The sequence below is a fragment of the Stutzerimonas kunmingensis genome, from assembly GCF_002929225.1.
In the GTDB taxonomy this organism is placed as follows: Bacteria; Pseudomonadota; Gammaproteobacteria; order Pseudomonadales; family Pseudomonadaceae; genus Stutzerimonas.
The window spans coordinates 1026449-1051103 of the sequence record NZ_PISM01000004.1 but is presented as its reverse complement, the minus strand read 5'-3'; the positions used below and the strand labels follow the sequence as shown (position 1 = coordinate 1051103).

Annotated in this window: 20 protein-coding genes; 9 read left to right on the top strand and 11 right to left on the bottom strand. The window is 63.9% G+C overall.

Going from position 1 to position 24655, the window contains the following annotated elements; all coding sequences use genetic code 11:
• The first annotated feature begins 53 nt into the window (after positions 1 to 53).
• Positions 54 to 1727 carry a bifunctional protein-serine/threonine kinase/phosphatase gene (locus CW305_RS06095; protein WP_104097349.1) on the top strand — a complete coding sequence of 558 codons (1674 nt, stop codon included), beginning with the start codon at positions 54 to 56 and terminating at the stop codon, positions 1725 to 1727.
• Positions 1728 to 1730: 3 nt separating this feature from the next.
• Here CW305_RS06095 and CW305_RS06090 read toward each other — a convergent pair whose 3' ends face one another.
• On the bottom strand, positions 1731 to 2039 hold the full coding sequence (locus CW305_RS06090; protein WP_023445169.1) for a hypothetical protein: 309 nt from the start codon (positions 2037 to 2039) through the stop codon (positions 1731 to 1733).
• Between the two features lie 484 nt (positions 2040 to 2523).
• Here CW305_RS06090 and nirB point away from each other — a divergent pair, with 484 nt between their 5' ends.
• The 5 genes from nirB (at position 2524) to CW305_RS06065 (ending at position 9193) form a co-directional block, all read left to right on the top strand.
• The gene (gene nirB, locus CW305_RS06085) at positions 2524 to 4974 is read left to right on the top strand and encodes a nitrite reductase large subunit NirB (protein ID WP_104097348.1); all 2451 of its coding nucleotides are present in this window, start codon (positions 2524 to 2526) and stop codon (positions 4972 to 4974) included.
• 24 nt (positions 4975 to 4998) lie between these two features.
• Positions 4999 to 5328 (top strand): nitrite reductase small subunit NirD, encoded by a 330-nt coding sequence (gene nirD, locus CW305_RS06080; RefSeq protein ID WP_014820710.1) that lies wholly within the window; start codon positions 4999 to 5001, stop codon positions 5326 to 5328.
• A 43-nt stretch (positions 5329 to 5371) separates the two neighbouring features.
• Positions 5372 to 8077 carry a nitrate reductase gene (locus CW305_RS06075; RefSeq protein WP_104097347.1) on the top strand — a complete coding sequence of 902 codons (2706 nt, stop codon included), beginning with the start codon at positions 5372 to 5374 and terminating at the stop codon, positions 8075 to 8077.
• A gap of 25 nt (positions 8078 to 8102) precedes the next feature.
• Complete coding sequence (cobA, locus tag CW305_RS06070) at positions 8103 to 8840, top strand: uroporphyrinogen-III C-methyltransferase (protein ID WP_104097346.1); 738 nt, start codon at positions 8103 to 8105, stop codon at positions 8838 to 8840.
• Between the two features lie 149 nt (positions 8841 to 8989).
• Positions 8990 to 9193: a hypothetical protein gene (locus tag CW305_RS06065; protein WP_104097345.1), complete on the top strand. Its 204-nt coding sequence runs from the start codon at positions 8990 to 8992 to the stop codon at positions 9191 to 9193.
• A 64-nt stretch (positions 9194 to 9257) separates the two neighbouring features.
• On the opposite strand, the gene CW305_RS06060 is transcribed toward CW305_RS06065, so the two are convergent.
• The 8 genes from CW305_RS06060 to CW305_RS06025 all read right to left on the bottom strand — a co-directional run bounded on the left by CW305_RS06060 (position 9258) and on the right by CW305_RS06025 (position 19817).
• Positions 9258 to 11612, bottom strand: coding sequence for an efflux RND transporter permease subunit (locus CW305_RS06060; RefSeq protein ID WP_014820713.1), 2355 nt, complete (start codon positions 11610 to 11612; stop codon positions 9258 to 9260).
• A 16-nt stretch (positions 11613 to 11628) separates the two neighbouring features.
• Positions 11629 to 12627, bottom strand: a complete 999-nt coding sequence (locus CW305_RS06055) for a WD40/YVTN/BNR-like repeat-containing protein (protein WP_044315292.1) — start codon at positions 12625 to 12627, stop codon at positions 11629 to 11631.
• 411 nt (positions 12628 to 13038) lie between these two features.
• Positions 13039 to 15699 (bottom strand): aminopeptidase N, encoded by a 2661-nt coding sequence (gene pepN, locus CW305_RS06050; protein WP_104097344.1) that lies wholly within the window; start codon positions 15697 to 15699, stop codon positions 13039 to 13041.
• 220 nt (positions 15700 to 15919) lie between these two features.
• On the bottom strand, positions 15920 to 16753 hold the full coding sequence (locus tag CW305_RS06045; RefSeq protein WP_014820716.1) for a DUF2797 domain-containing protein: 834 nt from the start codon (positions 16751 to 16753) through the stop codon (positions 15920 to 15922).
• On the bottom strand, positions 16753 to 17031 hold the full coding sequence (locus CW305_RS06040; protein WP_003298300.1) for a YeaC family protein: 279 nt from the start codon (positions 17029 to 17031) through the stop codon (positions 16753 to 16755). The genes CW305_RS06045 and CW305_RS06040 overlap by 1 nt, the downstream gene beginning before the upstream one ends.
• Before the next feature lie 61 nt (positions 17032 to 17092).
• Entirely contained in the window at positions 17093 to 17962 is an 870-nt protein-coding gene (locus CW305_RS06035) for a rhomboid family intramembrane serine protease (protein WP_014820717.1), read from the bottom strand.
• Entirely contained in the window at positions 17959 to 18930 is a 972-nt protein-coding gene (locus tag CW305_RS06030; protein ID WP_046619652.1) for a metallophosphoesterase, read from the bottom strand. Before CW305_RS06030 ends, CW305_RS06035 begins: the two co-directional genes overlap by 4 nt.
• A complete protein-coding gene (locus tag CW305_RS06025; RefSeq protein ID WP_003280695.1) occupies positions 18930 to 19817 on the bottom strand; it encodes an NAD(+) kinase in 888 nt (295 codons plus the stop codon). The genes CW305_RS06030 and CW305_RS06025 overlap by 1 nt, the downstream gene beginning before the upstream one ends.
• A gap of 212 nt (positions 19818 to 20029) precedes the next feature.
• Between CW305_RS06025 and CW305_RS06020 the strand changes: the two genes are divergently transcribed.
• Positions 20030 to 20995, top strand: coding sequence for a DUF1853 family protein (locus CW305_RS06020; RefSeq protein ID WP_104097343.1), 966 nt, complete (start codon positions 20030 to 20032; stop codon positions 20993 to 20995).
• A gap of 63 nt (positions 20996 to 21058) precedes the next feature.
• On the top strand, positions 21059 to 22279 hold the full coding sequence (gene chrA / locus CW305_RS06015; protein WP_104097342.1) for a chromate efflux transporter: 1221 nt from the start codon (positions 21059 to 21061) through the stop codon (positions 22277 to 22279).
• Positions 22280 to 22301: 22 nt separating this feature from the next.
• Here chrA and CW305_RS06010 read toward each other — a convergent pair whose 3' ends face one another.
• Entirely contained in the window at positions 22302 to 23054 is a 753-nt protein-coding gene (locus CW305_RS06010; RefSeq protein ID WP_003300594.1) for a sulfite exporter TauE/SafE family protein, read from the bottom strand.
• Between the two features lie 109 nt (positions 23055 to 23163).
• Between CW305_RS06010 and CW305_RS06005 the strand changes: the two genes are divergently transcribed.
• On the top strand, positions 23164 to 24120 hold the full coding sequence (locus CW305_RS06005) for a LysR family transcriptional regulator (protein ID WP_104097341.1): 957 nt from the start codon (positions 23164 to 23166) through the stop codon (positions 24118 to 24120).
• A gap of 11 nt (positions 24121 to 24131) precedes the next feature.
• Here CW305_RS06005 and CW305_RS06000 read toward each other — a convergent pair whose 3' ends face one another.
• Positions 24132 to 24473, bottom strand: coding sequence for a ribonuclease E inhibitor RraB (locus tag CW305_RS06000; protein WP_003300597.1), 342 nt, complete (start codon positions 24471 to 24473; stop codon positions 24132 to 24134).
• Positions 24474 to 24655: the final 182 nt, after the last annotated feature.

Below are 24655 nucleotides of genomic sequence, written 5' to 3'. Positions count from 1 at the left end.
CTGCAGGGCGCGAATATTGCTCTGCTGCAGTACGCAGTCATTCGAGAACGACCATGCCCCTGCGATTGAGCTATGGCGAGGCCAGCGCTGCCGGACCGCGCCCGGAAAACCAGGATGCGATACGCATCGTCACCCCGGCGCCCGGGCTGGCAACCGGCAAGGGCTATCTGTTCGCGCTGGCCGATGGCGTCAGCCAGTGCGCCGATGGCGGCCTGGCTGCGCGAGCGACCTTGCAGGCGCTGGCTTTCGACTATTACGCGACGCCGGAGACCTGGGCCGTCGCGCAATCACTCGACCGCGTGCTGGTCGCGCACAACCGCTGGCTGCAGGCCAACGGCGGCAACCAGCCGCTGTTGACCACCCTCACCACACTGGTGCTGCGCGGTCGCCGCTTCACCCTGGCGCATGTTGGCGATTGCCGCGCCTACCGCTGGAACGGCTCCCAGCTCGAGCGACTCAGCGAAGACCATGTCTGGGAGCAGTCGGGCATGCAGCATGTGCTCAAGCGTGCGCTGGGACTGGATCAGCACCTGGTGATGGACTACCTCGACGGCGAGCTGCAAGAATGCGAAAGCTACCTGCTGCTGAGCGACGGCGTCTGGTCCTGCGTCCCCGAACGCGACATCGCGCATATCCTGCACGATCAACCCGACCTAGGCGCCGCGGCACGGGCGCTGGTCAATCTGGCGCACCAGAGCGGCAGTCAGGACAACGCCAGTGCCTTGCTGTTGCGCGTCGAAGCCCTGCCCGAAGCGGTGCTGGCCGACGCCCTCGCCCAGCTCGATCATTGGCCGTTGCCGCCGAAGCTGCGCCCCGGCCAGCTGTTCGAGGGCTGGCAGGTGAATGCACTGCTGCACGAGTCGCGGCAGTCGCTGATCTACCGGGTGCAGGATGCTCAGGGCCAGGCCTGGCTGCTGAAGACGCTGCCACCCAGCCGGCAGGACGAGGCAGACGCAGGACCGGCGTTGCTCCAGGAAGAATGGTTCATGCGCCGGGTTGCCGGGCGCAACTTCGCCGAACTGCATCCGCTGCCAGAACGCCAACACCTCTATTACGTGCAGCGCGAGTACAGCGGGACGACCCTGGCGCAACGCTTCGAACGAGACGGCCCGCTGCCACTGGCCGATTTGCTGCAGGTCGCCTCCCGGCTGATCCGCGCGGTGGGCATGCTGCATCGGCGCAATATCCTGCATCGTGACATCAAGCCGGAAAACCTGCTGCTGGGTGAGGACGGCGAGCTGCGTATCCTGGATTTCGGCCTGGCGTTCTGCCCCGGGCTGACTCGCGATCTACCCAATCACCTGCCCGGAACCCCGAGTTTCATTGCCCCGGAGGCATTCACAGGGGCCGAACCCAGCGCAGCGCAGGATCTCTATGCGACCGGCGTGACACTCTATTACCTGCTGACCGGGCACTACCCATACGGCGAGATCGAAGCCTTCCAGCATCCACGCTTCGGCAACCCGACACCGGCCAGCCGCTATCGCCCGGACGTGCCGACCTGGCTGGAGGAAAGTCTCGCCCGCGCGCTAGCGGTCGATCCACGACAGCGTTTCGAAACCGCCGAGCAATGGCTGCTTGAACTGGAACAGGGCGAACAGCGCAGCGCCAGCCTTCGGCCGCGCCCGCTGCTCGAACGTGAGCCGCTCAAGGTATGGCGCGGCATGGCACTGCTTTCGCTGCTGCTCAACCTGCTGCTAGTGGTGTTGCTGATAAAAGGCGCGTGACGCTCAGCGACGGGTAATCAGCCCTTGGCGCGCCACCCGGGTCAGCTCGCGCACGCATTCCTCCAGGCGCTCAGCGGTCGGTGCCTGAATCACCGCCAGATCGAAGCTGTCGGTGGCAAAACGCGCCAGCGACTCGTCGGCCGTGGCGAACTGGATAAGCAGGGCGCGGGATTTGCGATGACGTCGCGGCCAACCTTCGAGGTAGCGCAACAGAGATGGCTGGTGAGTACCGCCGAGGAGGACTTTCGGATTGCTGGGGTGCAGGCCGCTGGTGATCGGGGCCAGGCGCAACTGGGCGTGCTTTGCGTTCATCGATTTCAACTTCCGCCTCGAGGATTCCGCTGGGCAGCGGTGGGAGGCGACACCGGAACCAGCGCTTTAGCGGTATTTCGAAGCCATCGGCTCCAGGCGCCCCGCAAGTAGCTGACTAAATCGGCGCATGGGCGAAACTTTAGAAAGCTGGCCGCAGCCTGTCAACGGCGTTTTTGGAGTCGCTTCGATGGCGATTCGCACCATCAGGGCGCAAGCCGCTGCATATCAGTGCAACGATGCTCCGCGGCCAACGCCCCATCAACCGCTCAAGCCCTTGAAAATTGGTGTATTTGCAAATTGGCATAACCTCTGCAAAGCAGAACCTCGAAGAATCATTACGACCTGACCCTCAACGTGGAGCGGCAGGTCTCCCGAGAGAGCGGGACACGGACAAAGGCGTCCTCACTGGGTAACCGGTGGGACGCCTTTTTTGTTGTTGAAAAATTTCGAGCAGGCCGGACGGCAGCTGGCACGGAGAACGGGCATGAAGAAACTCAAACTGGTAATGATCGGCAACGGCATGGCCGGCGTGCGGACCCTTGAGGAACTGCTCAAGCTCACCAACGAGCTCTATGACATCACGGTGTTCGGCGCCGAGCCACATCCCAACTACAACCGCATCCTGCTCTCCCCGGTGCTGGCCGGCGAACAGCAGTTCGAAGAGATCGTGCTCAACGACCTGAACTGGTACGCAGAGAACGATATCCACCTCAAGCTCAACCGCAAGGTGGTGAAGATTGACCGGGTCAAACGCCGGGTGATCGCCGATGACGGCAGCGAGGCGGAATACGACCGCTTGCTCATCGCCACCGGCTCCAACCCGTTCATCCTGCCGATTCCCGGCAAGGACCTTCAGGGCGTAATCGGCTACCGCGACATTGCCGACACCCAAGTGATGATGGAAACCGCCAAGACCCACAAACACGCGGTGGTCATCGGCGGCGGCCTGCTCGGCCTGGAAGCGGCCAACGGCCTAAAGCTGCGGGGCATGGACGTCACCGTGGTGCACATCGGTGACTGGCTGATGGAGCGCCAGCTCGACAAGACCGCCGGCACCCTGCTGCAGAGCGCGCTGGAAAGCCGTGGCCTGAAGTTTCTCCTGCCCAAGCACACCGCCGAACTGCTCGACAACGGCGAAGGCCGGGTATGCGCGGTCAAGTTCAAGGACGGCGACGTGATCCCCGCCGACTTGGTGGTGATGGCCGCCGGCATCCGCCCCAACAGCGAACTGGCCGAACAGGCCGGCATCCCGTGCAATCGCGGCATTCTGGTCAACGACACCCTGCAGACCTACGACCCGCGCATCTACGCCGTCGGCGAATGCGCTAACCATCGCGGCACCGCCTATGGCCTGGTCGCACCGCTGTTCGAACAGGCCAAGGTCTGCGCCAACCACCTGGCCATGCTCGGCTTTTCCCGCTATCTGGGCTCGGTGACTTCGACCAAGCTCAAGGTCACCGGCATCGACCTGTTCTCGGCCGGCGATTTCATCGGCGGCGATGGCACCGAGACCATCACCCTCTCCGACCCCATCGGCGGCGTCTACAAGAAGCTGGTGATCAAGGACGACGTACTGGTCGGCGCCTGCCTGTATGGCGACACCGCCGACGGCGGCTGGTACTTCCGCCAGGTGCGCGAAGGCCAGAACGTGGGCCAGATACGCGACCATTTGATGTTCGGCGAAGGCGCCATCGGCGACGCTGGCCACCAGGGCCAGAGCAAGGCCATGTCCATGCCCGACGATATGGAAGTGTGCGGCTGCAATGGCGTGTGCAAGGGCACCATCGTCAAGGCGATCCAGGAACACGGGCTGTTCTCGGTGGACGAGGTGAAAAAGCACACCAAGGCCGCCAGCTCTTGCGGCTCCTGTGCCGGGCTGGTCGAACAGATCCTAATCAACACCGTCGGCGGCGCCGCCGACGTCAAGCCGAAGAGCGAGAAGGCCATCTGCGGCTGCAGCGACCTCAACCACGGTCAGGTGCGCAAGGCCATTCGCGAGCACCACCTGACCAGCATCCCGGCGGCCATGGCCTTCATGGATTGGCGCACGCCAAACGGCTGCGCCACCTGCCGGCCGGCGTTGAACTACTACCTGATCTCCACCTGGCCGGGCGAAGCCAAGGACGACCCGCAATCGCGCTTCATCAACGAGCGCGCCCACGCCAACATCCAGAAGGACGGCACCTACTCGGTCATCCCGCGGATGTGGGGCGGCGTTACCAATGCCGCCGAACTGCGGCGCATCGCCGATGTGGCGGACAAGTATCAGGTGCCGATGGTCAAGGTCACCGGCGGCCAGCGCATCGACCTGCTGGGCATCAGGAAGGAAGACCTGCCGGGTGTCTGGAAAGACCTGGATATGCCTTCCGGCCACGCCTACGGCAAATCCATCCGTACCGTGAAGACCTGTGTCGGCAGCGAGTTCTGCCGCTTCGGTACGCAGAACAGCACGCAGATGGGCATCGACCTGGAACACGCGCTGTTCAACATGTGGTCGCCGCACAAGGTCAAGCTGGCCGTTTCCGGCTGCCCGCGCAACTGCGCCGAATCCGGCATCAAGGACGTCGGCATCATCGGTGTGGACTCCGGCTGGGAGCTGTACATCGGCGGCAACGGCGGCATCAAGACCGAGGCCGGCGAGTTCTTTGTCAAGGTGAAGAGCGCCGAGGAGGTCATGGAATACAGCCTGGCGTTCCTCCAGCTCTACCGCGAGGAAGCCTTCTACCTCGAGCGCACCGTGCACTACATGCAGCGCGTCGGCATGGATCACATCAAGAAGGCCGTGCTGGACGACGCCGAGCGACGCAAGGCGCTGCATCAGCGGCTGTTGTTCTCGCTCTCCTTCGAGCAGGACCCGTGGCAGGAGCAACTTTCCAAGCCGCAGCTGAAGAAGGAATTCGACCGCATCGCCGTCAAGCAGCTGGAAAACGCCTGAGAACTTGATCTGGAGGGACACCGCATGAACTGGCTCGATATCTGCGCACTGGATGAGATCAACCCGCTCGGCTCGCGCATCATCGCCGGCCCCAAGGGCGACATCGCGATCTTCCGCACCTCGGACGATCAGGTCTTCGCCCTCGACGACCGCTGCCCACACAAGGGCGGCCCGCTTTCGCAGGGGATCGTCTACGGCAAGCAGGTCGCCTGCCCGCTGCATAACTGGCAGATCGACCTGCAAAGCGGCGAAGCACTAGCGCCCGACGTCGGCTGCGCCCACCGCCACGAGGCGCGCGTCGAGAATGGTCGCGTGCAGCTTTCGCTTAACCAGCGCAAGGAATGCGCGGCCTGAACACACCGCAGTTGACCAGCACCTTTTCCCAGGAGACGACGCCATGCGTATGACAACCGCCTCGACCTGCTGCTACTGCGGTGTCGGCTGTGGCGTGCTGATCGAGCACGACGGCGAGCGCATCCTCGATGTGGCCGGCGACCCCAGCCATCCGGCCAACTTCGGCAAGCTGTGCAGCAAGGGCTCGACCCTGCACCTGACCGGCGATCTGGACGCTCGCGCGCTCTACCCCGAGCTGCGTCTGGGCAAGGGCCTGGCGCGCAGCCGTACCGACTGGGACAGTGCCCTGGAGCACGCGGCCAGGGTATTCGCCGAGACCATCCGCGAGCACGGCCCGGACAGCATCGCCTTCTATGTCTCCGGCCAGCTGCTGACCGAGGACTACTACGCCTTCAACAAACTGGCCCGCGCCCTGATCGGCACCAACAACCTGGATTCCAATTCGCGGCTGTGCATGTCCTCGGCAGTAGTCGGCTACAAGCGCAGCCTGGGTGCCGATTCTCCGCCCTGCTCCTACGAAGATATCGAGCAGGCCGATTGCCTGCTGATCGTCGGCAGCAACATGGCCTATGCGCATCCGGTGCTGTTCCGCCGACTGGAGGAAGCCAAGGCGAAGCGGCCGGAGATGACCATCATCGTCATCGACCCACGCCGTACCGACACCAGCGAGCTGGCCGACCTGCACCTGCCGATCCTGCCGGGCACCGATGTCGCGCTGTTCCACGGGCTGCTGCATATCCTCATGTGGGAAGGCTGGATCGACCGCCGCTTCATCGACGCCCATACCGAAGGCTTCGATGCGCTGAAAAGCCTGGTGCGCGATTACACCCCGGCGATGGTCGCCGACCTCTGCGGCATCAGCGTCGACGACCTGCAGAGCTGCGCACGACTGATTGGTAGCGCGCCTAGTTTTCTAAGCCTGTGGTGCATGGGCCTTAACCAATCCACCGCCGGCAGCGCCAAGAACAGCGCGCTGATCAATCTGCACCTGGCCACCGGACAGATCGGCAAGCCGGGCGCCGGGCCCTTCTCGCTGACCGGCCAACCGAACGCCATGGGCGGACGCGAAACCGGCAGCCTGTCCAACCTGCTGCCAGGCCACCGCGACGCGACCAATGCCGAACACCGTGCCGCAGTAGCTGACTACTGGGGTGTCGAGCAGCTGCCGAAACAGCCCGGACTATCCGCCATCGAGCTGTTCGACGCCGTGCGCGCCGGCAAGATCAAGGCGCTGTGGATCGCCTGCACCAACCCGGCTCAGTCGCTGCCGGACCAGCAGAAAGTCCATGAGGCCCTGGCCGCCTGCCCCTTCGTCGTGGTGCAGGAAGCCTTCTTCACCACCGAAACCTGCCGCCACGCCGACCTTCTGCTGCCGGCCGCGAGCTGGGGCGAGAAGGAAGGCACCGTGACCAACTCCGAGCGCCGCATCAGCCACGTGCGCCGCGCCGTACCGGCCCCAGGCGAAGCCCGTGCGGACTGGGCGATCACCTGCGATTTCGCCCGACGGCTGGAACGTCGCCTGCGCCCCGGCGCGCCGAGCCTGTTCGCGTTCGAGAGTGCCGAAGCGCTGTTCGAGGAGTACAAGCCGCTCACCGCCGCCCGCGATCTGGACTACAGCGGCCTGAGCTACGCACTGATCGATACCCTCGGTCCGCAACAATGGCCGTTCCCACCGGACAGCGAACACGGTACCGCGCGGCTGTACACCGATGGCCTGTTTCCGACGGCCAATGGCCGAGCTCGCTTTATCGCCGAGCACTACCAGGCGCCGAAGGAAAAGCGCGAGGCGCGCTACCCGCTGACGCTCAATACCGGCCGACTGCGTGATCAGTGGCACGGCATGAGCCGCACCGGCACCGCCGCACGACTGTTCGGCCATGTCGAGGAAGCACTGCTCGGCATGAACGCCGAGGACATGCGTCGCCGGCGTCTGCTGGACGGCCAGCTGGTGAGGGTGAAGAGCCGTCGCGGCAGCCTGATTCTCCCGGTGCAGAGGGATGACAGCCTGCGCGCCGGCCAGGCGTTCCTGCCGATGCACTGGGGCGATCGCTTTCTCAAGGGGCTGGGCAGCAACGTCCTGACCCTGGCCAGCGTCGATCCGCTGTCGAAGCAACCGGAACTCAAGCACGCCGGCATCGAAGTCGAACAGGTCGAATTGCCCTGGCAGTTCTTCGCACTGGTCGAGGGTGATGTGCAGCGACGTTTCGAGGCGCTGCGGCCATTGTTCGAGACCTTCGACTACGCCAGTTTCAGCCTCGGCGGACGCGAGCGCTCGGCATTGCTAATCCGCGCAGCCCGGAACGCGGCGCCAAACGCTGCCGAGCTGGACGCCATCGACGGCCTGCTCGGCCTCGACGAAGGCCCGGTGCTGGCCTATGACGACCCGCGTCGTGCAGTCGGCAAGCGCGTACGCATCGAGGACGGTCGCATCGTCGCCCTGCGCCTGGCCGGCGAAACCGCCGCCCGGCAGTGGCTGCGCGGGCTCTGGGAAAGCGGCAGTGCCGACGCCGAACTGCGTCGCTGGCTGCTGGCGCCTCTCAGTGCGCCGCCTGGCGGCGCGACGATCAACACCGACCGCACCCTGTGCAATTGCATGAATGTAAGCCAAAGCAAGGTCCGTGCAGGCATCGAGCGCGGTCTCGATCTCACCGGCCTCAAGCAGGAACTCGGTTGCGGCACCAGCTGTGGCTCCTGCGTGCCCGAAATCAAGCGTCTGCTGGCCAGCCAGCCGGAACGCGCACTTCTCTGATACCAACCAAGACGAGGATTACCCCATGAGTGCAAAAGTCTGGCTGGTAGGCGCCGGCCCTGGCGACCCGGAACTGCTGACCCTCAAGGCCGTGCGCGCGCTGGGCGAAGCACAGGTGGTGATGATCGATGACCTGGTCAACCTCGCCGTGCTCGAACACTGCCCGAACGCTCGCATCATCCCGGTGGGCAAGCGCGGCGGCTGCCGCTCCACGCCGCAAGCCTTCATCCACCGTCTGATGCTGCGTTACGCCCGCCAGGGCAAGTGCGTGGTGCGCCTCAAGGGTGGCGATCCGTGCATCTTCGGCCGCGGTGGCGAAGAAGCCGAATGGCTGTCGGCACGCGGCATCGAGGTCGAGCTGGTCAACGGCATCACTGCCGGCCTGGCCGGTGCCACGCAATGCAGCATCTCGCTGACCCAGCGCGGCGTCGCCCGCGGCGTCACCCTGGTAACAGCGCACACGCTCGACGACAGCAGTCCGGAATGGCAGGCGCTGGCCAAAAGCGGCACCACGCTGGTGGTGTACATGGGTGTGAGCAAGCTGGAACAGGTCCAGGCTGGTTTGCTGGAGGGTGGCCTCCCGGCCGGTACACCAGTGGCGATGATCGAGAACGCTTCACTGCCGCAGCAACGCGAATGCCGTTCGAGCCTCGCCGGCATGTGCCGTGATGCCTTGGCCTTCAAGCTGAGGAGCCCGGCGATCCTGGTGATCGGCGAAGTGGCCGCACAGGCCGTTATACAGGTGCAGGGCATGACAGCATGACCTAGGGCGGGCTACGTTCCCAGATAGTCGAAGGCGACACTGATGCTCAGCATGTCTGGACTGGCTTCGGCCCAACATGCAGCCGGTAGTGATGATAGCAATATGATGGTAGATTCCGCGCCCCAACACATATGCTTGGAGCCGACAGAATGAAAACTTCCGCCTATCTCGCCGCCTTAGTTGCATCAATGCTGCTTTCAGGCTGTGTGGTACAGAGCACATACAGCAAGACCGTGACGGTCACCAAAGACCCTAGCGGTAAATTTCTAAACATCGTCGAAACCGAAACCGTAGTACAGCCTGCCCAGGGCTATCCGCTCGAACTGAAATTGATTGACGGGGTTCAGCCTTAACCAAAGCGCTTGCAACAAAAAACCCCGCAGAGCGGGGTTTTTTGTTGCAAGCGCTTTGGCCTTGTCACGCTTTCTGACGCAGCTTCTCCGGTTTGATCAGGAAGCGAGCCAGGGCCGGCAGCAGCCAGATCGCGCCGACCATGTTCCAGAGGAACATGAAGGTCAGCATCAGACCCATGTCGGCCTGGAACTTGATCGCCGAGAACACCCAGGTGACCACACCGATCGCCAGGCAGACGCCGGTGAAGATCACCGCCTTGCCGGTGGATTTCAGGGTCTGGTAGTAGGCTTCCTGCAGGGTCATGCCCTGGCGCAGGAACGACTCCAGACGGCTGTAGATGTAGATGCCGTAGTCCACACCAATACCCACGCCCAGTGCGATCACGGGCAGCGTCGCCACCTTCACCCCGATGCCCATGAAGGCCATCAGCGCGTTACCCAGGATCGAAGTCAGCACCAGCGGCAGGATCACGCAGAGCGTGGCCGCCAGCGAACGGAAGGTCAGCAGGCACATGATGCTCACAGCCAGGTAGACGGCGATCAGCATGGTGGTTTCCGACGCCGCGATGACCTCATTGGTGGCCGCTTCGATACCGGCGTTACCTGCCGCCAGCACGAACTCCAGACCTTCGCGGTTGTTCTCCTCGGCAAACTCCTTCGCCGCGGCGACCACGTGTTCCAGCGTCTCGGCCTTATGGTCGTTGAGGAACACCAGTACCGGTGCCAGCGAGCAGTCGCTGTTGTACATACCTTCGGCACGGGCGATGGAGTTGTTCAGCACATGCTGGTTACGCGAAAGCGTTTCCCATTTAAGGCTGCCCTCGTTCATGCCCTTGATGCCCTGGCGCGCCACCGACACCATCGACACCGCCGACTGCACGCCCTCGGTGTTCTGCATCTTCCACATCAGCTCGTCCATGGCGGCGAGCGTGTCGTAGTGCGAACAGCCTTCCGGCGCGGTCTTGACCATCACTACCAGCACGTCGGAACTGGTCGAGTAGTTGCGGATGACGAAGTCGTTGTCCAGGTTGTAGCGCGAATCCGGATGCAGCTCCGGCGCGCCCTGATCAAGGTCGCCGATCTTCAGGTTCTGGCCGTACCAGAGGCCACCCGCCAGCGCGACCACGGCGATAGTGATGGAGATCGGTGCCACCTTCGGGCTGGCGAAATTCGACAGCGCACGCCAGAACGGATGATCGCGCGAGGCTTCTTCGCGGGCCTGCTTGATCGCCCGCTGACTGATGCCCATGTAGGAAATCGCAACCGGCAGCAGGATCAGGTTGGTCAGGATGATGACCGCCACGCCCAGCGAAGCGCCGATGGCCAGCTCGCGGATCACGCCGATATCGATCAGCAGCAGGGTTACGAAACCCACCGCATCCGACAGCAACGCCACCATGCCCGGGATGAACAGCTGACGGAAAGCCATGCGCGCCGCCGTCACCGGATCTTCGGTATAGCCGGAGGCCATGGCGATGCCGTTGATCTTCTGTACGCCGTGGGAGATACCGATGGCGAAGACCAGGAACGGTACCAGCATCGAGTACGGATCGAGCCCGAAGCCCAGGGTGTGCAACAGGCCGAGCTGCCAGGTCACGGCGATCAGCGTGGTGATCAACACCGCAATGGTGCTCTTCAGGCAACGGGTGAACCACAGCAGCAGGACGAAGGTGATGCCGATGGCGACGATGAAGAACAACGCCACACCGACCAGCCCGTCGATCAGGTCACCGACCTTCTTGGCGAAGCCGATGATGTGAATCTCCACATTCGGGTTCTGCGTCTCGTACTTGTCGCGAATCTTCTCTTCCAGCTCGTGGGAGAACTTCTGGTAGTCCAGCTTGATCTGCTTGCTGCGATCTTCCGGATCCGAGTAGGACTCCATCAGCGGCACGTCGATGATGCTGGACTTGAAGTCATTGGCGACCAGACGCCCGACCTGACCGGACTTGAGAATGTTGCTGCGAAGGTCATCGAGACTTTCCGGCGACCCGTCATAGGTCTGCGGAATGACCTCACCGCCGGCGAAGCCTTGCTCTGTCACCTCGGTCCAGCGAACGCTGGGACTCCAAAGCGACTTCATGTTGGAGCGATCGACACCTTGGATATAGAACACTTCGTCATGAATCTGCCGCAGCGTTTCCATGTAGTCCTTGGCGAAGATGTCACCATCTTTTGCTGCCACGGAGATCCGCACCGTGTTGCCGAGGTTGGCCAGATCATTCTGGTGCTCGAGCATCTTCTGGATATACGGATGCCCCAGCGGAATCATCTTCTCGAAGCTGGTCTGCGGCCGAACCTGGGCCGCCTGATAGAAGAGAAATGCGCTGATCAGCAGGCAGAGTACGACGACTGCCGGCCGGTTGTTGAAGATCAGGCGCTCGAGGAACGACGCCGGCTTCTGGTGGTGCTTGGTCATGCAGACTCTCCCGGCTTTATTGTTGTGTGGCCAGATCCGCGCCCGATGGCGAGGCGATGCGAACACCACCCTGCCCTACCAGGATCAGGTTGCCTTGGGAATCGGAGGTGACACCCGACAGCGAACGGCGGTCGGGGCGATTGAACAGCTTGAAGCTACGGCCCTGATCGTCGCTGGTGAGTACCGCGCCGCCGTGACCGACCACCACGATGCGCCCATTACGCAGCAGGTTGCCGTCGGCCAGCCCGGACTCCAGTACATTGCCGTTGCCGTTGACGAGCTCGATGCCTTCCCAGCTGTCGCCGAAGTCGATGGAGCGGAACAGGTGGCCGCGCAGCCCGAAGGCAACCACGACCCCCGGTTCCGAACCGCCGACTACCCCGAAGAACGACCCCTGATACGGCGACTCGACGCGCTCCCAGGTTTCGCCCATATCGGCAGAACGGAACATTCCGCCCAGTTCGCCTACGACAAACAGGCCCGAGCCCTGAATATGGGTGATGGCGTTCAGGTGATAACCGTCCTCGTTGTCGAGGCGCTCACTGATGTCCTCCCAGCTCTGACCGCCATCGATGGTTTCGAGCAGCGCACCGTAGGCGCCAACCGCGATGCCGTGCTGGGTGTCTTCGAACCAGACGTCCAGCAAGGGGGCCTCGCGTTCGCGATCCTCATACTGCGCCGTCCAGCTCTCACCGCCGTCGGCTGTAGCCAGGATCAACGCGTCATGGCCAACCGCCCAGCCGTGCTTGTCGTCGACGAAGTCGATGGCCGTCAGCAGCTGGCGCGTCGGCACCTTGGCCTGCATCCAGCTGGCGCCACCATCGTCGGAATAGAGAATGTGGCCTCTATCGCCTGCCGCAACTAGCCGTTCGCCGGCTTGGGTGATATCGAGCAGAAGATTGGAAACCGCCTTGGCCGACTCGATCGAGTAGCGGGCCTGGCCATCGGTAGCAGCCTGGGCGGGCGCCGATGCTGCGAGCAGCAGGAGTGAGAAGGCGCCGCACAGCGAAAGCATGCCGGCAACCGATGAGTGAAGACGCGACGCCCTCGCCTGGCATGGAACCACGGCGCGGCCGGATAGTGTGCGCCGCTGAACGGGCTCACTCATACATACCCCCTTTATTCTTATTAGGTAAGGCCTGTAATGCAGGCTCGGCCATCCTAGCCAGCTTCCGCAGACAGGCACAATTGGCTGGACGTTATGAATTGTTAACTCTCACGCAATGATTGACGCGTGATCACCCAGCGTGATTGGGCCAGTGGCCAGTATGTGCCGACCGCCCCTTTCGATCCCGCAGTGACGATCCGACGCGAGGCGCCAGAGGATGGTCACGATACGCAGGAAGGTTGTTTGCCGTGGATAGTGCCTGGGAACGGGCCCTCGTAAAAGAAAGGCCGATCGCATTGCACGATCGGCCTTGTCGAGTCAGGCGAGGCTCTTGCTCACAACTTCGTAGACATCGCTGGACAGCTCTCCGGACGCCAGGATGCGCTCCAGCTCGGCCCTCATCAGCGCCTGCCGGGCGCTGTCGTACTTGCGCCAGCGGGTCAGCGGTGCCAGCAGGCGCGAGGCGATCTGCGGGTTCAGCGCGTTGAGGGTGATCACCTGGTCGGCGAGGAAGCGGTAGCCGGCGCCATCGGCGCGGTGGAAGTTGACCAGGTTCTGGTTGGCGAAGGCGCCGATCAACGCACGCACCTTGTTCGGATTCTTCAGGGTGAATGCCGGGTGCTGCATCAGCGTCTGCACCCGTTCCAGCCCGCCGGGCAAAGGGTTTCCGGCCTGGACGCTGAACCACTGATCCATCACCAGCGGGTTGTCCTTGAAGTGCTCGGCGAAGGCCTGCAGCGCCTTGTCGCGCTCGGCCTCGAACGGCGAGTTGACCAGCACGGCCAGTGCGGTCAAGCGCTCGGTCATGTTGTCGGCCTGCTCGAACTGTTCCAGGCAGGCTTCCACGACTTCGGCTTTTTCGCTCAGCATCAGATACGACAATGCGATGTTTTGCAGGGCGCGACGGGCGAAATGTTCGGCCGAGGCGACATAGGGCGTGCTGCGCGAGGTTTCGCGATTGGCCTGGTAGCGCTGCCACAGCGGCTCGAACAACGCATCGGCGATGCGCTGGCGGGCGAACTCGCGTGCCGTATGGATGGCATCCACGTCCGCCACTTCGCTGATTTCGGTCAGATAGGCCTCGCCCGGCAGCGAGAGCATCTCGGCGACCATCGCTGCATCGAGCGTCTCGTTTTGCAACAGGCTGCGTAGCGCCTCGACCAGGCGCTCATCCATCACCAACGCTTCCCCACGCTGATGCTGACCGATCAGCTCCTGCAGCACCTGCACCGACAGCTGCTGACCCGCTTCCCAGCGATTAAAGCCGTCGGAATCGTGCTGCATCAGGAACATCAGCTGGTCGCGGTCGTACGGGTAATCCAGCTTTACCGGCGCGGAGAAGCCGCGCAGCAGCGATGGCTGCGGACGCTCGGCGACGTCGACGAAGGTAAAGGTCTGTTCGGCTTCAGTCACCGCCAGCACGCGGCTGGTTCCGACGGCGGAGGCTTCACCGTCCAGACGCAGCGGCATGTCCGAACCATCGGCGGCGAGCAGGCCCAGCGCCACCGGGATCACGAACGGCTCCTTGGTCGGCTGGCCCGGTGTCGGCGGACAGCTCTGGCGGAAGGTCAAGCGGTAGGTCTTCGCTGCCTCGTCGTATTGCTCGCTGACGGCCAGGCGCGGTGTACCGGACTGGCTGTACCAGCGCTTGAACTGGGTCAGGTCCGCACCGTTGGCGTCCTCCATCGCCTTGACGAAATCGTCGACCGTCACGGCCTGGCCGTCATGCCGCTCGAAATAGAGGTCGCTGCCCTTGCGGAAGCCCTCGTCGCCCAGCAGCGTCTGGATCATGCGCACCACTTCGGCGCCCTTCTCGTAGACGGTCAGGGTGTAGAAGTTGGAAATCTCGATGAAGGATTCCGGGCGCACCGAATGCGCCATCGGGCCGGCGTCCTCGGCGAACTGGTGGGTGCGCAGGTAGGCGACGTCCTCGATGCGCTTGACGGTCGGCGAGTTCATGTCGGCGCTGAACTGCGAATCGCGGAAGACGGTGAAGCCTTCCTTGAGCGACAGCTGGAACCAGTCGCGGCAGGTCACGCGATTGCCCGACCAGTTGTGGAAATATTCGTGGGCGACGATGGCCTCGACGCGCTGGTGCGCGGCATCGGTAGCGGTTTCGGCGCGGGCCAGCACTGCGCTGGAGTTGAAGATGTTGAGGCCCTTGTTCTCCATGGCGCCCATGTTGAAGTCGTTCACCGCGACGATCATGAAGATGTCCAGGTCGTACTCGCGACCGTAGGACTCTTCATCCCACTTCATCGACTTCTTCAGGCTGTCCATGGCGTGCTGGCACTTGTCGACGTTCTCCGGCTCGACATAGATGCGCAGCGCCACGTCGCGCCCGCTCATGGTGGTGAAGCTGTCTTCGATCGCCCAGAGGTCACCTGCAACCAGGGCGAACAGGTAGGCCGGCTTCTTGAACGGGTCTTCCCAGGTCGCCCAGTGGCGGCCGTCGTCCTCGCTGCCGCTGGCAATCGGGTTGCCGTTGGAGAGCAGCACCGGATAGGCCTTTTGTTCGGCGCTCACGGTGGTGGTGAACTTGCTCATCACGTCCGGGCGGTCGAGGTAATAAGTGATCTTGCGGAAGCCCTCGGCCTCGCACTGGGTGCAGAACATGCTGCCGGACTTGTACAGCCCTTCCAGCGCGGTGTTGGTTTCCGGATGGATCACCACCGAAGTGTCGATGACGAAGCGTTCGCTGTCCGGCTGCAGGGTCAGACAGTCTTCGCTGATCTGGTAGTCGCCCAGGCTCAGCTCGCGGTCGTTCAGCGCGATGGCCTGCAGCTCAAGCTCCTGGCCGTGCAGCTCCAGCGGCGGCAGCTTGCCAGCCGGGCGCTCGGGATTGCGGCGCATCACCAGCTGGGCGTGCACCAGGGTGCGGTCCTCGTACAGTTCGAAGGTCAGGTGGGTTTCATCGATCAGGTATTCAGGCGCCTGGTAATCCTTCAGATGAATGACTTTCGGTTGTTCGGTACGCATGGAAACCTCGTCGACTGAGCTTCAAGCGGCTAGCTTCAAGCAGGAATTTGGCGATGGACTGCCAGCCCGGAAACCGGGCTGCGGATGAGTTCGAGCTTAGCGTCTGTCGCGACGGACTTGTAGGGTGGAAACGGAGAAGCCTTTTCCACAGGGATGTTCCAGGCCGCTCATCCTTGAGCCCGCCGGCCGTAAGCGGTGGATAAGCGAAGCGTTATCCACCCTACGCGGTAGCGCTGGCGGCGACCTGATAAGCGGTGAACTTGCGAATGTTGATCACGCCGGTATCGAGAATCAGGTACTGGCCCTTGATGCCCCTGAGCGTACCTTCGACTACGGGCGTCTTCTCCAGATCGAGACTGACAACCTTGGTCGGATAGGCGTCGACCGGATAGCGAATCTCCAGCACCTCGGCGTCCGCCACCGGCTGGATCGCCTGCAGCCCGTAGCGCTGTTGCAACTCGCGCAACCCATCGGCACAGGCATCGAAGATCTGCTCGCGCATTTCGATCAGGTCGATGGGTTCGGCATCGCCCTTGAGCAGCGCGCGCCAATTGGTGCGATCCGCTACCTGGCTGCGCAGCAGGTCTTCGACCATTCCGGACTGCTGGCGTGTGGCGACGCGCATGATCGGCAGCGCCTGGCTGGCGCCCTGATCGAGCCAGCGCGTCGGCAGCTGCGTGGCACGGGTGATCCCGACCTTGATGCCCGACGAGTTGGCCAGGTAGACCACGTGGTCGGTCATGCAGAAGTCCATGCCCCACTGCGGGTCGCGGCAGGTGCCGAAATCGTGGTGGCACTTTTCCGGGCTCATGATGCAGACATCGCACTGCGGCAGCTTCTTGAAGCAGGGATAGCAATAACCCTGGCTGAAGCTCTTGTTGGTCTTGCGCCCGCAATGGGTGCAGTTGATGGCGCCGAGGTATTCCAGACGCAGGGTCTTGCCGATCAGCGGATTGACCGGCACCAGCTCGTCGTTCAGACGGAAGGAATACTGCGCCGGTGCGCCGAGCTGGATCGACATCTTGCTCAGCGCACCGCGTCCCAATTCGAGCATCAGTGGCGGGTTCCCGAAGCGGGAGCGAACAGGCTGGTATCGATGGCCGGCTCAGCCTTCTTGCTCTTGGAAGCACATTCCTGACCGCCCATGAAGCCGGTGCGCTGTTCTTCCGGGAGGTTCTTCATCTCCCAGGCGATCACCGCCTGCATGCAGGTTTCCTTCTGCTCGGGGGTCAGCTTGCGGCCGTCAGCCCATTTGCCGAGTTCAAGCGCCTGCTTGAGGTTCAGGTAGATTTCGGGGGTGATGTTTTCGGCGGTTTGGATAAAGGTCGACATGGCCAGCTCCGAGGGAAACGAGCGGCCATTCTACCGGGCAGCCGTGCTTTAGGGAAAAGCCTCAGCGCTGGCGCCGACGGCGCGCCAGGGTGCCGCCAATCACGCCGGTCACGCAGCCGGCGACCAACCCGCCGACATGGGCGGCATTGGCGATGGCCAGCGCGCCGAAACTGAGCACCTCGATGACGCCGGTGAGGCAGATCACCAGCCACACCAGCATCAGCACGACCACCCCGGGTGGCAGCCGGTAGGCCTCGTTGGGCGCAAGCTTCTGATAGAGCCAGCAGTGCCCGAGCAGCCCGTACAGCACGCCGGAGAGCCCACCGAAGATGCCCGGCCCGCCGAACAGGTACTGGGCGAAGTTGGACACCAGACCGAACAGCAGCGTCAGCGCCAGCAGCATCCAGGCGCGCTGAAGGGCTTCGATGCGCCGCCCCAGTTCCCAGAACCACATGCTGTTCATGGCCAGGTGGAGGATGCCGAAGTGCACGAAGATCGGCGTGATCAGTCGCCACCACTGCCCGGCGGCGAGTGTCTGCTCCAGCGAGGCGAAGTAGGCGTATTCACCATCGACCCGGAAGTCGACGAAGTTCAGCCAGCGGATCGTCGCGAAGTTCTCACCGAGCATGGTGATAGCCGCGACAACCAGGGTGATGACCAATACCGCCGCGGTCAGCGGGCTGGCGCGCAGGGCGGCGACGAAACCGCCGCGGCGACGCGGCTGTTCGATGACGACGCTGTCATCGCCATGGGGATGCCGTGAGTACAGGTCACGAACCTGCTCGACGACCTCAACCGGCACGCGCAGCACCTGTTGATCGCCCTCCTCCGACACCCGGCACGGCACCCGCAGACGGCGCAGCAGGGCGATGAAGCCGCTGAGGTCTTCCGACAGCGGCAGGCGCAGCGCTTCACTCACCTCGACACTCATGTTCGGAACACCGCGCAGACATCGACCCAGACGAACTTCGCCGGGTCCAGACAGACTTCCTGATCCAGCCGATAGGCCACCAGTTTGCCGTTCTTCACCGCGCTGTAGTCCAGGCAGGCCAGATTGTCGCGCAGCGGCCCCGGCTGGCCACGCCGCCAGTAGTGGCCGACGAACAGCAGCGGCTCGTCCGGACCGTAGAGGAAGAGGCGATTCTTCTGTTGCGCAGATAGCGGCATGCGCGCCGCATGGTCCGGCAGGCCGTCGGGCTGGAACACCACGTCACCGTAGGTCTGTGGGTTCTCTTCCCAGAATTTGGTGCGGAAGAAGGTGCGCACGAAACCTTCCTCACTGGTCAGGGTCATGCCCTCGGGCAGCGGCATGTCTGTGCCGCGCAGCAGCCGATCCAGCGCCTGGCAGATGAAGGTGCCCGGCAGGCCGGCTTCGCGCAGGATTGCCGGATTGAGGCAGGCGTCGTTGAGAAACGGACGCAGGCGTGCGATCACCCAGCTGTCCCAGCAGGCATGCACCACGCGGAAGCGCTCGGATTCCAAGAACAGTGGCAACTCGTAGAACCATTCGCGGAACGCTCGCCACTCGTCCGGATACCGTTCGAACTGCTCGAACGTCTCCTGCAGCAGGCGGGCGAAGCGCGGCGTGCGGTCACGCACGAACTCCCGGCCGCTGCCCGGCGGTGCCGGCATGTACCAGCCCAGCGCATTGAACTCGTGGTTACCCATGATGCAGTAGGCTTGCCCACGATCGACCATGTCGTAGACCAGATGCAGCGCCTCGCGGATATGCGGGCCGCGGTCGATGATGTCGCCGAGGAAGATCACCTGTCGCCGCGAATGGCGCCAGACCCCGCCCTGCAGGCGGTAGCCCAGCTGATCCAGCAGCCGCGCAAGTGCACGACCGCAGCCATGCACATCACCGATAAGGTCGTAGCCGCGTTCGGGATCAAGCTGCATCAATCGCCCCCGCCGAGGCGACTGCCCCAGCCCAGCTTGGTCCGGCAAACTTCGTAGTAGTTGTGGTCCAGCGGATGGATCAGGTGCAGCTTCTGCGGCTTCTTGCGCACCGTCACGGTATCGCCCGGGGCACAGGTGAAGTGGTTCTGGCCGTCGCAGGACACTTGCGGATAGATCTGCATGTTCGGCGACACCACGATCTTCAGCTCGCTGTTGCCATCGACCACGATCGGACGGCTCGACAGCGTGTGCGGGTACATGGGCACGACGACGATGGCGTCCAATCGCGGATGCATGATCGGCCCGCCCGCCGACAGCGAATAGGCAGTGGAGCCGGTGGGGGTCGCCACGATCAGACCGTCGGCCTTCTGGCTGCAGACGAACTGGCCGTCGATGTACAGCTCGAATTCGATCATGCGCGTGGATTTGCCCGGATGCAGCACCACATCATTGAGCGCGTCGCCCTCGCCGATCGGCTCATCGAAGCGTCGCGCCTGGGCCTCCAGCAGAAAGCGATTTTCCAGGGTGTACTGGCCGTTGAGCACTTCGGCGACTTTCTCTTCCAGCTCATCCGGACGGATGTCGGTGAGAAAGCCGAGGCTGCCACGGTTGATGCCGAGTACCGGCACCCGGTGCTTGGCCATCGCCCGGGCGGCGCCCAGCAGGCTGCCGTCGCCGCCGACCACGATCACCAGGTCGCAGGATTCGCCCAGCCGCTGCCGCGACGAGGTCTGCATGCCGTGTCCCGGCAGCACCTCGGCGATGTTCTCTTCAAGAATCACATGCAGATGGCGTTCGACGAGGAATCGCTTCAGCCGGCGGATGGTATCCAGCACCTGGGAGCTACCCAGGCGGCCGATGATGCCGATATTGCGGAATTGCTCCATTGACGTTCCCTGGTGTGGCTGGGCGGATGGTTGCGGGCAGTCGCAGCGCTAGAAAATAACACGCAGCACGCAGGCGACGACGCCGATACGAATCGGCTATTCGCCTGAAATCCAGCACAGGGGTTAGAGCCCCTGCTCGCCGCGGTGTTCAGCGGCAGCGGATTATCAGCGAAACGCCGGACCATCAGCAAACCGACAGCTATGCTGCATTCATGAGCCTGTGCAGTCTTTCCGCCCTCCCCAACCGCCTCCAGCATCCGCAGGTGCGCGATCTCGCCTGGACGATCCTCTCGCCGCCGCTGCTGAACGAGGCACCGCAGTGTCAGCGTCACCCGCTGTCCGCGAGCTGCTGGAACAGCGAGCCGGAGCGACTGGCCAACTGGTTGTGGCAACAGGATGCCGAGCCATCGATTCTCGAAGCCTGGCTGTCGCTGCACCGCATTCGACGACTGGGCCTGTACTACGAGCGACTGTGGCAATACGCGCTGTCCCACGCACCCGATATCCAGCTGCTCGCCGCCAATCTGCCGATCCGGCAGAACGGCAGCACCCTCGGCGAGCTGGACCTGCTGTTCTGCGATGACCAGGGCGTGCACCACCTGGAGCTGGCCGTGAAGTTCTACCTGGGGCTCGGGCAGGGCGATGGCAGCCGGCACGCGCATTGGCTTGGTCCCGGCAGTCACGATCGACTCGATCTGAAACTCGACCATATGTGCCAGCGCCAGCTGCCGCTGTGTACCCAGCCAGCAACGCTGGCGGTGCTCGCCGAACTTACCGGCCGCCCGGTGCAAAGCAGCTTCTGGCTCAGCGGGTACCTGTTCCGCCCCTGGCCGCAGAGCTGCACGTCGCCGCTCGGCGCCAACCCGCACCACCTGCAGGGCAGATGGCTGCGCCAGGCTGACTGGCCGCGGTTCCAGGCCGAGAATCCCGACGCCGCCTGGCAACCCATCGCTCGCTCGGCCTGGCTCGCGCCAGCACGTGTTACGCCAGCCGAACTGTGGACTGCAAACCGGTTCGCCGACTGGCAGGCCGCCAATCCGGCACAGGCGCGGGCGCAGCTGCTGGCGCGGCTCGAACCGGATGCGTCGGGCGTCTGGCTGGAGCAGGAACGGCTGTTTCTGGTCGCCGATGATTGGCCCTGCAACGGCGCTGCAGCGCGTCCGTTGTCATCCACCTGACACCTTGAACAGCTAGACTGCCTGCCCGACTCGACCCTACAGATCGATAGCCGACGGACCCGCATGCCCACCGACTCGCAGCATCATTCGACACCCTCCCGACTCGACGCCTGGACCATTTTTCTGGTGTTCCTGCGCCTGGGCCTCACCTCCTTTGGCGGTCCCATCGCGCATCTCGGCTATTTCCGCGACGAGTTCGTCCAGCGTCGCCGCTGGCTGGACGAGCGCAGCTATGCCGATCTGGTCGCGCTCTGCCAGTTTCTTCCAGGCCCGGCCAGCAGCCAGGTAGGCCTGGCGATCGGTTTGCTGCGCGGCGGTTACCGTGGCTCGCTGGCGGCCTGGGCAGGCTTCACCCTGCCATCGGCGATCGCGCTGACGCTGTTCGCGCTGGGAATCGCCACATGGGGCGACGCGCTGCCTGACGGCGTCCTTCAGGGTCTGAAGATCGTCGCCGTGGCCGTGGTTGCCCAGGCCGTCTGGGGCATGGCACGAACGCTGTGTACCGACGCGCCGCGAATCGCCATTGCGCTGGCGGCGGCGAGCACCGTGCTGCTGCTCCCGTTCATCTGGAGCCAGGTTGCGGTCATCGCCACGGCGGGTCTGATCGGGCTGATTGTCTTTCGCCCAGCCTCCACGGAAGCACATGTCGCATTGCCCGTTGCGGTGAAGCGTCGGGCCGCGCTCACAGCACTGGCGCTGTTCTTTGCGCTGCTCATGCTGTTGCCGCTACTCGCCAGCGGCACGGACAACCCGTTGTTGGCGTTGCTCGATGCGTTCTACCGCGCTGGCGCGCTGGTGTTCGGTGGCGGCCACGTGATGCTGCCGCTGCTGCAGGCCGAAGTGGTGCAGCCAGGCTGGGTAGACCGCGATACGTTCCTCGCTGGCTACGGCGCGGCCCAGGCGGTACCCGGCCCGCTGTTCACCTTTGCCGCGTTTCTCGGCGCCTCGATGAATGAATCGCCCAGCGGCTTGCTGGGAGCGGCGGTGTGCCTGGTTGCGGTATTCGTGCCGTCGTTTCTGCTGGTCATCGGCGTGCTGCCGTTCTGGGAGCGCCTGCGCAGCAACCGGCGCACGCAGGCAGCCCTGGCGGCGGTCAACGCGGCGGTGGTCGGGTTGCTGCTGGCTGCGCTGTACGATCCGGTATGGACCAGCGGCATCAAGGCCCCAGAGCATTTCGTCCTTGCCCTGCTCGCCCTCGCCGCACTGATGTACTGGAAACTACCGCCCTGGCTGGTGGTGATCGGTGGCGCTGTGGGTGGTGGCCTGATCGGCCTGACGGGCTGAACGACTGGCGGGATCGCGCCGATCAGCTTTCCATCGCCAGCAGCACGGCGCTTGCCACCAGAAAAACACTGAACAGCAGTCGCAACAGACGCTCCGGCAAGGCGTGCGCCAGTCGCACGCCCAGGCTGATGCTGAGCAACCCGCCTACCGCCAGCGGCAGGCCCAGCGACCAGTTGACCTGATGATGCAGCGCATAGGTGACCAGGGTGACACCGGTGCTCGGTGCCGCCAGTGCCAGCGACAGGCCTTGGGCGACCACCTGCGAAGTGCCGAATACACTGGTCAGAATCGGCGTGGCGATGACCGCGCCACCGACACCGAACAGCCCTCCCAACGCTCCGGCACCCGCGCCGAGCAGGCCCAGCCATGGCCAGGGATGACGCAGCTGTCCGTCGCCGGTGGCCGGGCGCAGAAACACCCGTAGCAGGGTGTAAGCCGCCAGCGCCAGCAGGAAGCCGACGAACGCCATGCGCATGCGCCCGGCATCCAGCGACACGGCAACGGCCGCACCGGCGATGGCGAACACGAAACTGGCGCTGCCCAGCGCGAGCGCATGCCGCCAGTCGATGCGATTGCGCTGGTGATAGCGCCAGATGGCGAGCAGTACGTTGGGCACGACCATCACCAGCGCGGTGCCTTGCGCCAGTTGCTGATCCAGGCCGAACAGCACGCCCAGCACGGGAATCGCGATCAATCCGCCGCCGATACCGAACAAGCCACCCAGCGTGCCTAGCGCCAATCCGAGCAGTACGTTCAATCCGATATCCAGCAGCATTCCGACGCTCCAATTCACAGGGGCGCTCATCGTACGCGACCGCCGCTGGCTTCGGTACGCATAGCCACGCACAATGGCTTTGCATAGATCGCACAAGCAAGGAATTCGAATGCTGCCCGACGCCCTTTCCGCCCAGCTCAGCCTGTTCATCGATGTGCTCGACGCTGGCAGCTTTTCTGCCGCCGCGCGCCGCCATGGCCTGACACCTTCGGCGGTGGCGCGCCGCATCGATGCACTGGAACAGGCGCTGGGCTGCCAGCTGTTCAGCCGCAGTACCCACGCGGTTCGCCCGATGCCCGCCGCGTTGGCATTCGCCGAACGCGCCCAGCGCATCGTGCAGGAACTGCATCTGGCGCGCGCCGAAGCGACGTCGCTGGACAGCGCACCGGAAGGCCGCATCCGGATCGACGCGCCGGCCCCCTTCGGTCGACGTCACCTGGCGCCGGCCCTGGCCGAATTTCTCCAGGCCTATCCGGGAGTCGATATCCAGCTGCGCCTGATCGACAGCTTCGTCGACCTGCACGGCGAGCATCTGGGTGAGGTCGATCTGGTACTGCGCATCGGCCCGCTGGCCGACACCCGTCTGGTCGCCACACCGCTGGCACCGATGGTACGAGTGGTCTGCGCCAGCCCCGCCTACCTGGAACGTCGCGGCGTGCCGCTGCGACCGGAGGATTTGCCCGACCATGATGGATTGGACTGGGATGCGCTGGCGCCGACCCATGCGTGGCGTTTCGAGCGCGACGGGCGACCGCAACTGCTGCGCCCGGGCCGCCTGCGCATGGTGGCGAACAATGCCGAAGCGCTGCTGGCCGGGGCTTTGGCGGGACTTGGCATCGCCCACCTGCCGACCTGGCTGATCAGCGACCAGTTGCTGCGTGGCGAACTGCTGCCGCTGTTCTGCGAAGGGGGATTGCCGCAGCCGGAAGCCAGCGGCATCTATGCGCTGCGATTGCGGCGCGAGGCCGACTCGCGGAGCCGCCTATTGCTGGAGTTTCTGAAAAACCGCTTCGGCCCGGTCCCTCCCTGGGACCAGGCACTTCAGAGTGGCTTCAAGCGGGAGTGAGGATAGGATGGTCAGGTGTCCTGACCTTCGATCTCCTGGGTGACGCCCCAGCCATCGAGCACCCCACCGAGGGGTTCGACCAGGTATTCCAGATCCTGCTCGAAATCGCCGATGCCATCGAACGTCGCGTACATCACCTTGCTTACCTGCAGATTCCAGCTTCCGTCCTCACGCGGAAACACCTGGGTATTGATGGTTTCGCCGCGAAAGTTCTGCGCGGCTCTCTGGGCGCGGTCCTGTTCAGGGAATACCGCATAGAAGTCGATTGGATGGACTCGGGCGAAATCGAAGCCGCCCTCCTTCATCCTGCGCAGAACGGTGCTGCTGACATCCTCGTGGAAGGTGGTACTCATGAAATCAACCTCCTCTCGAGCGTGGATGGTGGTTGCCGCGTACCCGACGGGAGACCGGCTCCGGCGTCGAGGCATCGGCAGACGGGTCATGACTGCGTGAGTGAAACGGCGCGGGCATCCTCCATGCCCACGATGACAAGCTAGCAGGCCGCCAGCCCGGTTGCACGGACAGGCCGCAAGGC